The organism is Aeromonas sp. sif2416 (assembly GCF_019218665.1).
Taxonomy (GTDB): domain Bacteria; phylum Pseudomonadota; class Gammaproteobacteria; order Enterobacterales; family Aeromonadaceae; genus Aeromonas; species Aeromonas encheleia.
Genome location: NZ_JAHUXC010000002.1, coordinates 358,423 through 370,514, shown reverse-complemented (window position 1 = coordinate 370,514; position 12,092 = coordinate 358,423). Strand labels below are relative to the sequence as shown.

Below are 12,092 nucleotides of genomic sequence, written 5' to 3'. Positions count from 1 at the left end.
GGTGATAAGCACCTTGTGACAAGAGGGGAGCCTGGCTCCCCTCTTGCTTGTCTGCCATTTGTTCGGCCCTCAACAGGACTGCCCATGTCTTCCCTCCCCCACCCGGACGCCCAGCTCAGCGCGCGAGTCGAAGCCTGCTTCGTGCAGGCCGAGGCTCGCCTCGGTCGCAGCTTCCCACGCCCGCGCATCCATCTGAACATGCGCGGCCGGGCGGCGGGCTCAGCACGGCTGCAGACCTGGGAGCTGCGCTTCAATCCCGCGCTCTATCAGGCCAATACAGCCGCCTTCCTGACCGAGGTGGTGCCCCACGAGGTGGCCCATCTGCTGGTCCACGCGCTCTGGGGCGAGGGCCGCGGCAAGTCGCGAGTGCTGCCCCACGGCAGGCAGTGGCAGTCGGTGATGCGGGAGGTGTTCAACCTCGAACCCAGAACCACCCACAGCTTCGATCTCGCCGTGCTGGGCCAGCGCACCCATGCCTACGCCTGCGCGTGCCAGCAGCATCGGCTCTCCGTCCGCCGCCACAACAAGGTGCTGCGCGGCGAGGCCCGCTACCACTGCCGCCGCTGCCGCCAGCCATTGGTTCCCCTGAGGGAGCCGGTGACGGACTGAGCCAGCCTGTGTCGCGCCCCTGTGTTAGGGTGCGCACTTCTTCAATCAACCGTTTCATTGCCAAGGATCTTCATGTTTCGCCCTCTGCTCTCTCTCAGCCTCGGCCTGCTCATCAGTCTGCCGTTTTTCAGCTCGCCACTGCAGGCCCAGACCTTTCGCGCCGCCAAGCAGGATCTGAACACCCTCTACCAGAGCCACCCCACCACCTTCTACTGCGGCTGCAACATCAAGTTCAGCGGCAAGAAGATGGCGCCCGACTGGGAGAGCTGCGGCTACCTGCCGCGCAAGCAGGCCTCTCGCGCCGCCCGCATCGAGTGGGAGCACGTGGTACCCGCCTGGGAGTTCGGCCACCAGCTGCAGTGCTGGCAAGAGGGGGGGCGCAAGAACTGCGGCAAGAGCGATGAGTTCAACCAGATGGAGGGGGACATGCACAACCTCTTCCCCGCCATCGGCGAGGTGAACGGCGATCGCGCCAACTACCGTTTCTCCGACTGGAACGGCAAGCCGGATCAGTACGGCAAATGCCAGATGCTGGTGGATTTCAAGACCCGCCAGGTGCAGCCTCCCAAGGGGCCGGTGCGCGGCCAGATCGCCCGCGCCTACCTCTATATGGGCCAGCAGTATGGGCTGCGCCTCGCCGCGCAACAGCGTAAGCTGTTCGAAGCCTGGGACAGGCAGTACCCGGCCGACCGCTGGGAGTGCGAACGCAACCGTCGCATCGGCAAGCTGCAGGGCAATACCAACCCCTTCATTGAAAAGCAGTGCCAGTAACCCAATCTACCGGAGAGAGGGAAAACTTCCCTCTCCTTGAGCAAGCCAAGAGACTGTGATCAGCCATGCGCATTCCACGTATCTATGAACCGGCCGCCCTGCAGGTAGGCCAGTCCCTCGCCCTGTCGGAAGACGGTGCCAACCATATCGGCCGGGTGCTGCGCATGCAGCCGGGCCAGCCGCTCGAGCTGTTCAACGGCGACGGCAATCAATACGCCGCCACCATAGCCCTGGTCGGCAAGAAGTCGGTGGAGGTCAGCATCGATGGCTGTGAGGCACAATCGGTGGAATCCCCCTTCGCCATCCACCTGGGTCAGGTGATCAGCCGGGGCGATAAGATGGACTTCACCATCCAAAAATCCGTGGAGCTCGGCGTCACCTGCATCACCCCGCTGTTTTCCGAACGCTGTGGCGTCAAGCTGCCGGCCGATCGGCTGGAGAAGAAGCGTGAACAGTGGCAGAAGGTGGTGATCAGCGCCTGCGAACAGTGTGGCCGCAATGTGGTGCCAGAAGTGCGTATGCCGATGGAGCTGGATGCCTGGCTGGCGGAAGAGACCCGGGAGCTCAAGCTCAACCTGCACCCGCGCGCCTCCTACAGCATCAGCACCCTGCCGGTGCCCGAGCATGGCGTGCGCCTGCTGATAGGCCCGGAAGGCGGCTTGTCCAGCGACGAGATCGCCCGTACTGTGCAGGAAGATTTCAAAGAGATGCTGCTGGGACCGCGGGTGCTGCGCACCGAAACCGCCGCCCTGACCGCCATTACCGCGCTGCAGTGCCGGTTTGGCGATCTCGCCTGAAACCAGTCCAATGTCTTACTGCGGGTCGTGATCAAGGCTCATGCGCTGCTCGCTTGTTTGTAACCAGGAGATATCACGTATATCTATACGCTCCGGTTCCTGCGCTGCTCTTTACCTTGCTGACGACCTCTCGTGACAGACCTTGAACAAGTTTTAAGAATCTCACTCGCAATCGAGCTACCAGAAGGATATTCGGATGACCATTAAACTCGGCATAGTGATGGACCCCATCTCGGCCATCAATATCAAGAAAGACTCCAGTTTCGCCATGCTGCTGGAAGCCCAGCGCCGTGGCTACGAGCTGTTCTATCTGGAGATGGCAGATCTCTACATGGAGGCGGGCCGCGCCTTTGGCACCATGCGTCCCCTCACGGTGGAGCAGAACCCGGCTAAGTGGTACGAGCTGGGTGAGGTGGTCGATCAGCCCCTCTCCAGCCTGGACGTGATCCTGATGCGCAAGGATCCGCCCTTTGACACCGAATTCATCTATGCCACCTACATGCTGGAGCGGGCCGAGGATGAGGGCACCCTCATCGTCAACAAGCCCCAGAGCCTGCGCGACGCCAACGAGAAGCTCTACACCGCCTGGTTTGCCGAGCACACCCCGACCACCCTCGTCACCCGTCGTGCCGACAAGCTGCGGGCCTTCCACGCCGAGCACAAGGACGTGATCCTCAAGCCCCTTGACGGCATGGGCGGCGCCTCCATCTTCCGCATGAAGGAAGACGACGCCAACGTCGGGGTGATCATCGAGACTCTTACAGAACATGGGAGTCAGTACTGCATGGCGCAGACCTATCTGCCCGCCATCAAGCAGGGTGACAAGCGGGTGCTGGTGGTGGACGGTGAACCGGTGCCTTACTGCCTGGCCCGCATCCCGGCCCAGGGCGAGACCCGTGGCAACCTGGCGGCCGGTGGCCGCGGTGAGGCGCGCCCCTTGAGCGAGGCGGACTGGGCCATCGCCCGTGCGGTCGGCCCCACCCTCAAGGCCAAGGGCCTCATCTTCGTCGGGCTCGACATCATCGGCGATCGGCTGACCGAGATTAACGTCACCAGCCCGACCTGCATCCGCGAGATCGAGGCCGCCTTCGACGTCTCCATCACCGGCATGCTGATGGACGCCATCGAACGCCGTCTGGCCAAGTGATGCCACCCAGGGGCCCTCGCGGCCCCTGTTCAATCTTTTGCGCGCCGGCGCCCAACTTCACGCCCTAGGCGCGAAAAAGCGGTTTTGCCGGACGCCCCCAACTGCCATAATCATCCCAAACACCTTTGCACTATTTGGCCACTATGCAAACACTGCAAAACCATTTTCTGCTCGCCATGCCGAGCCTCTCTGACGCCTACTTCGAACGCTCCCTGGTCTATCTGTGCGAGCACAGCAGCGAGGGCGCCATGGGGCTGGTGGTCAACATTCCGGTCGACATGGCGCTGGATACCATGCTGACCAAGCTCAAGCTGACCCCGCCCGCCAGCCCGGAAATGAAGCAGCCCGTGCTGCAAGGAGGTCCGGTCCATGCGGATCGCGGCTTCGTGCTGCACAGCTTCCGGCCGGGCTTCAGCTCCACCCTGCAGGTGAGCGACGAGATGATGGTTACCACCTCCAAGGACATCCTCGAGACCCTCGGCACCGAGCAGGCCCCGGATCACTGGCTGGTCGCCCTCGGCTACGCCGGCTGGAGCGCGGGACAGCTCGAGCAGGAGCTGGTGGACGGCTCCTGGCTGGTGATCCCGCCCAACCCCAAGCTGGTGTTCGACACCCCCATTCATCAGCGCTGGCAACAGGCCGCAGCCAGCATTGGAGTCAATCCCCTGCATCTGTCCAGTCAGGTGGGGCATAGCTAATTTCTTGCCAAGCGGGCCCCAGAGGCCCCTTTTCATTTACCCAGTATTGAGGAACTCCATGTCATCACGCAGCATCATGGGCTTTGACTACGGCACCAAGAGTATCGGCGTCGCCATCGGCCAGGAGCTCACGGGCACGGCCCAACCCCTTCGTTCCCTCAAGGCCAACGACGGTATTCCCAACTGGGACGAGATCGAGAAAGTGATCAAGGAGTGGCAACCGGATCTGCTGGTCGTCGGCCTGCCGTTGAACATGGATGGCACCGATCAGGAGATCACGGTGCGGGCCCGCAAGTTCGGCAACCGCCTGCATGGCCGCTTCGGCAAACCGGTGGAGTTCAAGGATGAGCGGCTCACCACCACAGACGCCCGTGCCCGGCTGTTCGAACGCGGCGGCTACAAGGCCCTCGACAAGGGCAGCGTGGATGGCGTCTCCGCCCAGCTGATCGTCGAAGCCTGGATGGAAGAGCAGTACTGAGGGGGGCTGCCCCCCTCTCTGTCGGATAGGAATCAAAAGCGCCGGGGCCCATCCCCGGCGCTTTTTTTATTACAGATCCAGCTGCTGCAAGATGGTATAGGCCGCCTCGACCCGCGCCGCATTGGGGTAGTTCCGATTGGCCAGCATGACGATGCCTATCCCCCTGGCGGGCACGAAGGCCACATAGGCACCGAAGCCATTGGTCGAGCCGGTCTTGTTATAGAGCCGCTGTTCGCCCATCACCCTTGGCGTCGCAAACCCCGTGACCGGATTGGTCTCGAGGCTGATCGCCGGTGAGTTGCCCGTCAACAGCGCCTGCCCGGTGACGGGATAGGCATAGCTCTCCCACCCCAGCCCCTGAGTCATCTCACCCACCGCATAGAAGCCGGTGTGGGTCATGGCTATCGCCTTTTGCAGCGCCTCATCACCATCAAATGCCAGGTTGGCGCCGACAAACTTCAGCAGATCCGCCGAGCTGGTCTTGATGCCATAGGCCTCGTCCGCCAGCACCCCGGGATTGACCCTGATGGGCTTGTCTTCCTTGGCGTAGCCATAGGCATAGTCCGCCATGGCGGTGTCGGGCACCCTGAGATAGCTGTGGTGCAGGCCGAGCCCGGGCAGCAAGGTCCCCGTCATCAGCTGCTCGAAGGGCTGCCCCAGGCTGCTCGCCGCGAGATGGCCGAACAGCCCTATGCTGGGGTTGGAGTACTGACGATGGGTGCCCGCCGGGTAGGCTGGCGTCCACTGGCGGTAGTAAGCCTGCATCTTGTCGGCCGAATCCACCTCGTCGGGGAATTGCAGCGGCAGGCCACCCGCGCTGTAGGTGGCCAGCTCGGCCATAGTGATGCCGTCGAAGGCAGAGCCCTTGAGCCAGGGGGCGTGCTGGCTCACCTTGTCATTCAGCTGGAAGCCCCCCTTTACCACGGCATAAGCCCCAAGCGTGGCCGTCAAGGTCTTGCTGACCGAGCCAATCTCGAACAGGGTCTGCTCGCTGACCCTGTCTCCCGTCGCCCTATTGGCCAGACCGTAGTTGAAGTAGTGGGCCTTGCCATCCTTGAGCAGGGCCACCGCCATGCCCGGGATCCGGTACTCCTTCAGCAGGGGTTGGATGGTGGTATCGACCATCTGACGCAGGGGGTCGGCCTGGGTCGGGTTTGATGCCGTGGCGGCCAGCGTCTGGCCAGCCCACAGCAGCGTGCTCGCCGTCAGCAATGTCATCCGCAAGTGTTGTTGCATGGTTATTTTATCCTTTCATCTGTCGGGATCGCCGCACGCGCGACGAGCGGTGTGACCAGAATAGCCAACCAAGGTGTGTTGGATGTGAAGTCGCGTGAAGTGGCGGTGCCGATACCGAATGGAGGCCGCCCGCCTCCTCGGCCGACACCAGGCAGGCCCAGGCTCACCGCTTCCCACGCTCCGGGCAGGGCCCATGAAGCCATATGAAGAGGGGAGCCCATGGCTCCCCTCTTTCATTACCCAACCGGATCAACCCAGGACTCAGGCCTGCTTGCTCTTGGGCGGGTTGTCCCAGATCCCAGCTTCCAGTTGGCTGCGGATCTCCGGGTACTTGTTGGCATCGAAGGTGGGGACGCGACCCAGCTTGAGCTGATCGTTGTAATCCTTGGCCAGCTTGATGGCGACGCCGGAGAGCAGCAGTATGGCCACCAGGTTGACGATGGCCATCATCCCCATGGAGACATCCGCCAGGGCCCACACGGTCGGCAGCTCGCCCACCGAGCCGAACATCACCATGCCCAGCACGAACATCCGGAACAGCATCAGGCCGCCCTTGTGGTTGTGCTCGAGGAACACCAGGTTGGTCTCGGCGTAGGAGTAATTCGCGACTATGGAGGTGAAGGCGAAGAAGAAGATCGCCGCCGCGATGAAGATGTTGCCACCGCCACCGATCTGGGAGGAGAGCGCACGCTGGGTCAGCTCGACCCCGGTCACCCCTGAGCCCGGCTCAAACTGACCGGACATCAGTATGATGGCGGCGGTACAGGTACAGATGACGATGGTGTCCAGGAACACCCCCAGCATCTGCACATAGCCTTGTGAGGCCGGGTGCGGCGGATAGGGGGTCGCGGTCGCGGCGGCGTTGGGGGCAGAGCCCATGCCCGCCTCGTTGGAGAACAGGCCGCGCTTGATGCCGTTGATCATCGCCTGGGAGATGGCATAACCCATGGCGCCGGAACCCGCCTGCTCGATGCCGAAGGCAGACTTGATGATCAGCACAAACACCCCTGGCAATTCGCTGATGTTCATCGCCACCACGAACAGCGCCATCAGGATGTAGGCCAGTGCCATGAAGGGTACCACCAGCTCGGCGAAACGGGCGATGCCACGGATGCCGCCGAAGATGATGAGGCCGGACAGCATCACCAGCGCCAGACCGGTGGCCCAGTCAGGGATACCGAAGGCCACGTTCATGGCCAGGCTGATGGAGTTGGCCTGCACCGCGTTGAACACCAGGCCGAATGCCAGCAGCAGACAGAGGGAGAACACCACCCCCATCCAGCGCATGCCGAGGCCGCGCTCCATGTAATAGGCCGGGCCGCCACGGTAGTTGCCGTCCTCGTCCTTGACCTTGTAGAGCTGGGCCAGGGTGCTTTCCACGAAGGCGGTGGCCATACCGATGAAGGCGATCAGCCACATCCAGAAGATGGCGCCCGGGCCACCCAGATAGATGGCGACGGCCACACCGGCCAAGTTGCCAGTACCCACGCGGGCGGCAAGGCTGGTACAGAGTGCCTGGAAGGAGGAGATGCCAGCCTTGTCGGATTTGCGGCTATTGCGCAATACCGAGAACATGTGGCCGAAGTGACGGACCTGGATAAACCCCAGGCGGAAGGTGAAAAAGATACCGACCCCAATCAGCAGGTAGATGAGCACAGCTCCCCACATCAGGTCGTTAATCATTGCGATCAAGGTGTCCATAATTCTCTCGTTGTTATCACATCCATGGCCAGTCTGCGCTGGCCGCTCTCTGTCAGTTTCCGAATTAGCGCTGCGCTAAAGGGGCGGAATCTAGCATAGGGAGGGAGTTCAGAATAGTGATTCAGCTCACTGACAAAGCAAAAAACGAGCGCTTAGATGCAAAAATGCTTCATTTATCACGCAAATATTCAACAATTTTTAGCGCCATATCAATCGCGCGACAAATTAGCCTCAAAAGAGAACCAATCACCCACGGGATGCCATGGCAGCAAATGAGGATTAAACCCAGACGAGAGAGAGGCAAGCGTTTGCCCCGGGATCCCGCGCCTGAGGCCGTGGCGGCGCCAAACGTTTTACACGTAATTAAATTTCAAGTAGCTGATAACACTATTTATGTGACCCTATTCACAGAATGGATAATCAACTAAAAAAGTTGCTTTTATTCGGCCCCGGGCCACGTCCAGGGGAATCAATAAAAGTTGTTTTTTATCAAACACTTTTGCCTACCCTTCCCCACCATTGCCGGCGCCTGGACGATTCGCATACAAGGCCCCCTATTGCAGGATGCGCCACATCCGTATTAATTAGGCAGGCAATGGCGATGGGTCGCCCCCATCGTGCTTTTCTGAGCCTGAGTCGCCGGGGTTTTGTAATTTTATTTCAGAACAGTCGTCTCACGCCCGCAACCCCTGGGATTGCTCCCTCATATAGAGATGATATTTGCTATGGCCGATAAATTAACCCAGCTGAAAGCCCTGACCACTGTTGTTGCCGATACCGGCGATATCGAAGCCATCAAGCGCTACCAGCCCATCGATGCCACCACCAACCCCTCCCTGGTGTTGAAGGCATCCGAGATCCCCGAATACGCGGCACTGATCGAAGACGCCATCCACTGGGCCAAGGCCCAGAGCCAGGACAAGGCACAGCAAATCATCGACGCGGGCGACAAGCTGGCGGTCAACATCGGTCTGGAAGTGCTGAAAATCGTCCCGGGCCGCATCTCCACCGAGGTGGATGCCCGTCTCTCCTTCGATACCGACGCCAGCATCGCCAAGGCGCGCAAGCTGATCCGCCTCTACAACGAAGCCGGCATCACCAACGATCGCATCCTGATCAAGCTGGCCTCCACCTGGGAAGGGATCCGTGCCGCCGAGGTGCTGGAGAAAGAGGGTATCCAGTGCAACCTGACCCTGCTGTTCTCCTTCGCCCAGGCCCGTGCCTGTGCCGAGGCCGGCGCCTTCCTGATCTCCCCCTTCGTGGGCCGCATCCTCGACTGGTACAAGGCCAAGCACAACCGTGACTACAGCGCGAGCGAAGATCCGGGCGTGGTCTCCGTCACCGCCATCTACGACTACTACAAGCAGCACGACTACCAGACCGTGGTCATGGGTGCCAGCTTCCGCAACACCGGCGAGATCCTGGAACTGGCCGGCTGTGACCGCCTGACCATTGGCCCTGCCCTGCTGGAAGAGCTGAGCAAGAGCGAAGGCGCCGTGGTGCGCAAGCTGAACTACACCGGCGAGCGCAAGGCTAAACCGGCTCCGCTGAGCGAAGCCGAATTCCGCTGGGAGCTGAACCAGGACGCCATGGCCGTCGAGAAGCTGGCCGAAGGCATCCGCATGTTCGCCGTCGACCAGGGCAAGCTGGAAACCATGCTGGCCGGTCGCCTCTGATAGGGGGCTCACCCCGATAAAAACCGGGCTCCCGCGAGGGGGCCCGGTTTTTTTATGCGCGCCCTCCGATTGTCACGAGAGCGTCACGAAAACGTTTTATTTTTAATGGCGTTATGTTATACGAGTGGTGAAAACGATAAAACCAAGGAGGGCGCCATGGAAATGTTCAGCTTCGATTTTGACGAGGTAGTTGAACTGGGTTCGCGTAGCCGCGGGACAACGGGAAAGAAACGTAAATGGCGTGAGATCGAGGCGTTGAAAGACAAGCACCGCCTGCAGAAGGAGCTGCAATCCATCGATATCGCCTACGAAGGCTCGGAAGAGCTGGAGCTGTAAAAAACAGCGTCCCGGGCTAAGCACGAGGCGTTGAAATGCAGAAGATGTTGTATCCCACCGGCATCGCCGACCAAGGCTCGGACGAGCTGGAACTGTAAAAATAACGCCCCGGCCAAGCCGGGGCGTTGTTTTTGACCCCTGGCGATCAGGGCGAGAGCGGCAAGGACAGCTGTTTGGACAGCGCCTGGAAGTGCTGGCTCACCTCGGCCCCGAACAGGGGATCATTGATGGCCCGGTTCTGCCAGACCTGCTCGAGCTGACGCCAGTCATCTTCGGTCAGGGAATCGCGCAGATGGGGGAAGATCACCCCCTCCTCGTAGTGCATGTGCGCCTCCTGCTGGTCGATGAACTGCTCCAGCCGGGTCGTGAACTGATCCAGCGGGATGACGGCATCCATCAGGATCATCTCCACCATCTCCTTGAGCTCGGTACCGGCCTCCAGCAGGCGGGCGTGCTCCTCCTGCAACCGGTTCGCCACCTCCCCTTCCACTACCCGGTATTTCAGGTAGTAGTCATAGATCAGATCCTCCTTGGGATGGTGATAGGTGTCGGACACCTCCCGCAAATAATCCACCACGTCCCGGATCAGGAAGTAGCTGATCTGCTGTTCGCTGCGTATCGCGGCAAGCTTGTATTTCAGCAGTTGCAGCAGCTTGGCGATGTTGAGGTGATCCTTATGCAGACTGGATAACATGGGCACTCCTTGGCACTGAAATGAATAGATCCTGCTTCGAGTATACGGTCATTTATTGCGCCAACTTTGCACTCAATCAAATCTGACGCAGACAATCCCTTCTCGTACACCCTAGTGCTTTGACCACATCCATCGCCAATTTACGCCCACGGCATCCCTGTTTCCACACCGATGTTGGCGTGCAAACAGGGACAGTCTCGTGGGAAATTTTCGGTTATTCGCAGACCGAGAGCCAGTTGATCGGGCTCATGCCCTGCTGGGTCAGCAGGCGGTTGGTTTCGGAGAAGTGACCGCAGCCGATGAAGCCGCGATGGGCGGAGAGCGGGCTAGGATGGGGCGCGCTCAGCACATGGTGGCGCGTTCGATCTATGATGCGGCCCTTCTTCTGGGCGTGGGCGCCCCACAGCAGGAAGACCACGCCCTGGCGGCTGGCGTTGACCTGCTCGATGACCCTATCGGTGAAGGTCTCCCAGCCCAGGTGGGCGTGGGAGTGGGCCATGCCCGCCTGCACCGTCAGCACCGTATTGAGCAGCAACACCCCCTGGCTGGCCCAGGACTCCAGGAAACCGTGGCTGGGGGTGACGAAGCCCGGCAGATCCCGCTGCATCTCCTTGTAGATGTTGACCAGCGAGGGGGGCGTGCGCACGCCGGGCAGCACGGAGAAGCAGAGGCCATGGGCCTGATCCGGCCCGTGATAGGGATCTTGTCCCAGGATCACCACCTTGACCTCGTCCAGCTCGGTCAGCTTGAAGGCATTGAACACTTCGGTGGCGGGGGGATAGATCACCTTACCCGCCTCCCGCTCGCTCCTGACGGTCGCCAGCGTCGTCTTGAAATAGTCCTGCTCTTTCTCAGAACCAATCACATCTTTCCAGGTCAGCACCCCGGTCTCCTCAATGAAACGGCAAGGGGCTCAGGATAGGGGCCAAGGCCACAAGACGCAACCGCGACTCGGCCTGCCGGCGGGTCGGGGACGATCGGACACCCTCCCTGCTCTGGGTTGATGAGCCTTGGCGCGAACAGCCCCTCTCTATGCTATCTAGACCTCGCGCGCACCACAGACGTCCCCTCAAGCCGAGCCGTTGGCTGCGGCTGCCAGTGACGCTGCCCTCCCCGTCGCTATGGAGCGCTATCCGCGCTTCGTGCACACCACCGCCGGAACTCCCCCTTCTGCTTAGGTTGCTGTTGCCCCCTGAGTGCCTGACAGGAGAAGAGGCCCAACTGCGACTAACCTACCCCGGTTTTAGCGGTCATCGACGCAATAAGATGTAGTTAAATTACTAGATTTGATAAATAAAAAATGCATAATTGATGCATCTTAATAAATCATGAAAATGATTCAATTTTGATTAAGCTCAATGATTTAACCCTATGCATCCGGCGCTATCTGCGTATTTTTTGATTTGGATCAATTTTCGTATTATTACCATCGTGGTATATATGACCCCAACGAAGTAAAGGTGTAAGGCAAGGCCCATTAAATCATCCTGTCATCAAGGTGGTTTAAAAACATCAGGGTAATGTTCTTACCGTTGAATCCGCTTTCCTATGAGGAGTCATACCATGATCAAGGGCATCCAAATCACCCAGTCCGCCAACGCCGCACTGCTGAACTCTTTCTGGCTGCTGGACGAAGAGAAGCAACAGGCTCGTTGCATCTGCGCCAAGGGCGACAGCTTCGCCGCCGATCAGGAAGTCGCACTGTCCGACCTGGGCCAGTTCGAATATCGCGAGCTGCCGGTACAGACCGAGCCGATGGTCGAGGGTGGCCAACACCTGAACGTCAACGTGCTGAGCCGTGAGACCCTGGAAGAGGCCATCGCCAATCCGGAGAAGTATCCGCAGCTCACCATCCGTGTCTCCGGCTACGCCGTGCGTTTCAACGCCCTGACCCCGGAACAGCAGCGTGACGTGATCACCCGCACCTTCACCAAGAGCCTGTAATTCGC

General features: G+C 60.3%; 13 protein-coding genes. 9 read left to right on the top strand and 4 right to left on the bottom strand.

Annotated features, from left to right (window positions below):
* Positions 1–84 precede the first annotated feature (84 nt).
* From KW821_RS05085 to ruvX, 6 genes are all read left to right on the top strand, one after another.
* Entirely contained in the window at positions 85–609 is a 525-nt protein-coding gene (locus KW821_RS05085; protein ID WP_218290643.1) for a SprT family zinc-dependent metalloprotease, read from the top strand.
* A 72-nt stretch (positions 610–681) separates the two neighbouring features.
* On the top strand, positions 682–1,380 hold the full coding sequence (locus KW821_RS05080) for an endonuclease (RefSeq protein ID WP_218290642.1): 699 nt from the start codon (positions 682–684) through the stop codon (positions 1,378–1,380).
* A gap of 65 nt (positions 1,381–1,445) precedes the next feature.
* Positions 1,446–2,177 (top strand): 16S rRNA (uracil(1498)-N(3))-methyltransferase, encoded by a 732-nt coding sequence (gene rsmE / locus KW821_RS05075; RefSeq protein WP_218290641.1) that lies wholly within the window; start codon positions 1,446–1,448, stop codon positions 2,175–2,177.
* Positions 2,178–2,373: 196 nt separating this feature from the next.
* Positions 2,374–3,324 (top strand): glutathione synthase, encoded by a 951-nt coding sequence (gshB, locus tag KW821_RS05070; protein ID WP_042652650.1) that lies wholly within the window; start codon positions 2,374–2,376, stop codon positions 3,322–3,324.
* Positions 3,325–3,467: 143 nt separating this feature from the next.
* Positions 3,468–4,022, top strand: a complete 555-nt coding sequence (locus KW821_RS05065; protein ID WP_042652651.1) for a YqgE/AlgH family protein — start codon at positions 3,468–3,470, stop codon at positions 4,020–4,022.
* Positions 4,023–4,080: 58 nt separating this feature from the next.
* Complete coding sequence (gene ruvX, locus KW821_RS05060) at positions 4,081–4,500, top strand: Holliday junction resolvase RuvX (protein ID WP_218290640.1); 420 nt, start codon at positions 4,081–4,083, stop codon at positions 4,498–4,500.
* 69 nt (positions 4,501–4,569) lie between these two features.
* On the opposite strand, the gene ampC is transcribed toward ruvX, so the two are convergent.
* Positions 4,570–5,736, bottom strand: coding sequence for an FOX/MOX family class C beta-lactamase (gene ampC / locus KW821_RS05055; protein WP_218290639.1), 1,167 nt, complete (start codon positions 5,734–5,736; stop codon positions 4,570–4,572).
* A gap of 261 nt (positions 5,737–5,997) precedes the next feature.
* Positions 5,998–7,437 carry a sodium:alanine symporter family protein gene (locus KW821_RS05050; RefSeq protein WP_042652655.1) on the bottom strand — a complete coding sequence of 480 codons (1,440 nt, stop codon included), beginning with the start codon at positions 7,435–7,437 and terminating at the stop codon, positions 5,998–6,000.
* 725 nt (positions 7,438–8,162) lie between these two features.
* Here KW821_RS05050 and tal point away from each other — a divergent pair.
* Positions 8,163–9,113 carry a transaldolase gene (tal, locus tag KW821_RS05045; protein ID WP_218290638.1) on the top strand — a complete coding sequence of 317 codons (951 nt, stop codon included), beginning with the start codon at positions 8,163–8,165 and terminating at the stop codon, positions 9,111–9,113.
* A gap of 156 nt (positions 9,114–9,269) precedes the next feature.
* On the top strand, positions 9,270–9,449 hold the full coding sequence (locus KW821_RS05040) for a DUF3545 family protein (protein ID WP_042652657.1): 180 nt from the start codon (positions 9,270–9,272) through the stop codon (positions 9,447–9,449).
* Positions 9,450–9,594: 145 nt separating this feature from the next.
* Here the strand turns inward: KW821_RS05040 and KW821_RS05035 are convergent, their stop codons facing one another.
* Both KW821_RS05035 and ung read right to left on the bottom strand, forming a co-directional pair.
* The gene (locus KW821_RS05035) at positions 9,595–10,143 is read right to left on the bottom strand and encodes a hemerythrin domain-containing protein (protein WP_042652658.1); all 549 of its coding nucleotides are present in this window, start codon (positions 10,141–10,143) and stop codon (positions 9,595–9,597) included.
* 214 nt (positions 10,144–10,357) lie between these two features.
* The gene (gene ung, locus KW821_RS05030; RefSeq protein WP_042652659.1) at positions 10,358–11,026 is read right to left on the bottom strand and encodes a uracil-DNA glycosylase; all 669 of its coding nucleotides are present in this window, start codon (positions 11,024–11,026) and stop codon (positions 10,358–10,360) included.
* A 680-nt stretch (positions 11,027–11,706) separates the two neighbouring features.
* Between ung and grcA the strand changes: the two genes are divergently transcribed.
* The gene (gene grcA, locus KW821_RS05025) at positions 11,707–12,087 is read left to right on the top strand and encodes an autonomous glycyl radical cofactor GrcA (protein WP_042652660.1); all 381 of its coding nucleotides are present in this window, start codon (positions 11,707–11,709) and stop codon (positions 12,085–12,087) included.
* Positions 12,088–12,092 lie beyond the last annotated feature (5 nt).

What these genes read in the sequence shown, in the direction of transcription:
- ruvX (WP_218290640.1), top strand. Translation starts at nt 4,081, where the DNA reads ATGTCATCACGCAGCATCATGGGCTTTGACTACGGCACCAAGAGTATC.
- KW821_RS05085 (WP_218290643.1), top strand. Translation starts at nt 85, where the DNA reads ATGTCTTCCCTCCCCCACCCGGACGCCCAGCTCAGCGCGCGAGTCGAA.
- KW821_RS05065 (WP_042652651.1), top strand. Translation starts at nt 3,468, where the DNA reads ATGCAAACACTGCAAAACCATTTTCTGCTCGCCATGCCGAGCCTCTCT.
- KW821_RS05040 (WP_042652657.1), top strand. Translation starts at nt 9,270, where the DNA reads ATGGAAATGTTCAGCTTCGATTTTGACGAGGTAGTTGAACTGGGTTCG.
- ampC (WP_218290639.1), bottom strand. Translation starts at nt 5,736, where the DNA reads ATGCAACAACACTTGCGGATGACATTGCTGACGGCGAGCACGCTGCTG.
- KW821_RS05035 (WP_042652658.1), bottom strand. Translation starts at nt 10,143, where the DNA reads ATGTTATCCAGTCTGCATAAGGATCACCTCAACATCGCCAAGCTGCTG.
- tal (WP_218290638.1), top strand. Translation starts at nt 8,163, where the DNA reads ATGGCCGATAAATTAACCCAGCTGAAAGCCCTGACCACTGTTGTTGCC.
- KW821_RS05080 (WP_218290642.1), top strand. Translation starts at nt 682, where the DNA reads ATGTTTCGCCCTCTGCTCTCTCTCAGCCTCGGCCTGCTCATCAGTCTG.
- rsmE (WP_218290641.1), top strand. Translation starts at nt 1,446, where the DNA reads ATGCGCATTCCACGTATCTATGAACCGGCCGCCCTGCAGGTAGGCCAG.
- KW821_RS05050 (WP_042652655.1), bottom strand. Translation starts at nt 7,437, where the DNA reads ATGGACACCTTGATCGCAATGATTAACGACCTGATGTGGGGAGCTGTG.
- gshB (WP_042652650.1), top strand. Translation starts at nt 2,374, where the DNA reads ATGACCATTAAACTCGGCATAGTGATGGACCCCATCTCGGCCATCAAT.
- grcA (WP_042652660.1), top strand. Translation starts at nt 11,707, where the DNA reads ATGATCAAGGGCATCCAAATCACCCAGTCCGCCAACGCCGCACTGCTG.